The sequence below is a fragment of the Nocardiopsis lucentensis DSM 44048 genome (genome assembly GCF_000341125.1).
Classification (GTDB): Bacteria; Actinomycetota; Actinomycetes; order Streptosporangiales; family Streptosporangiaceae; genus Nocardiopsis; species Nocardiopsis lucentensis.
On record NZ_ANBC01000863.1, the window covers coordinates 1 to 959 of the forward strand.

A 959-nucleotide genomic window follows, 5' to 3' on the forward strand; every position below is an offset into this window, starting at 1 on the left:
GTTCGGTGAGCGTATCCGCGAGCGCCTCCTGCGGGAGGGGCTCGATCCGGGCGGACTGCTCGCCGCCGACGAGCCGTCCGCCCTGGCCGTGGCCACGGTCGGCCCGGACGGGGCGGCCCGCTACGACTTCCGGATGGACGACGCGGCCGACTGGCGATGGCGCGCCGGGGAGCTGCCTGACCGGCTGGAACCGGAGGTCAGGGCCGTGCACGCCGCATCGGTGGCCCTGTTCCGGGAGCCGGGGGCCGCACGGATCGAGGCGCTGCTGCGGCGCGAGCACGGGAGGGGTCGCGTCACGATCACGCTCGACCCGAACATCCGTCCCGACGTCATCGGTGACCCGACCGAGGCCCGTGCCCTGGCGCTGCGCCACGCCGCGCAGGCGCACGTGGTCAAGGCGAGCGACGAGGACCTGGCCTTCCTCCATCCCGAGCTGTCCCCGGTGCGGGCCGCTCACGCGATCGCCGCCCTGGGCCCCGCACTGGTCGTGGTCACCTTGGGGGCGGAGGGTGTCGTCGCCGTCACCCACTCAGGTGAGGTGCGGGTCCCCGCGCCGAGGGTCCGGGTGGCCGACACCGTGGGCGCGGGCGACACCTTCATGGGCGCCCTCCTACACGGGCTCGACAGCGCCGGTCGGCTGGGGGAGGGACCGCGTGCCCGCCTGGCCGGTCTGGACGACGGCGACATGCGCGAACTGCTGACCCTCGCGACCGCGGCCGCCGCGTGCGTGGTGACCCGTGAGGGGGCCGACCCGCCCCGATCGGACGAACTCGCCGCCGTGTTGAAGGAGGTGGGCGCCAGGGACACCGTCGGCTGACACGAACGAGGCGGGTGCTGGAGCCCCGCGGCGGGCACGCCCTAGGGGAGCCCTTCCCCGGTCTGGGCGGCCAGGTGGTCCACGACGTCGGTGATGCGGCCCCGCCGCTCCAGGTACGCGCGCTGGCGGGCGGGGCCCGGCC

Annotated in this window: 1 protein-coding gene; it reads left to right on the forward strand. The window is 75.9% G+C overall.

The features are described 5' to 3' along the window. A partial coding sequence (locus D471_RS36925) for a PfkB family carbohydrate kinase (RefSeq protein WP_017602014.1) occupies positions 1 to 817 on the forward strand: 817 nt, incomplete at its 5' end. Positions 818 to 959: the final 142 nt, after the last annotated feature.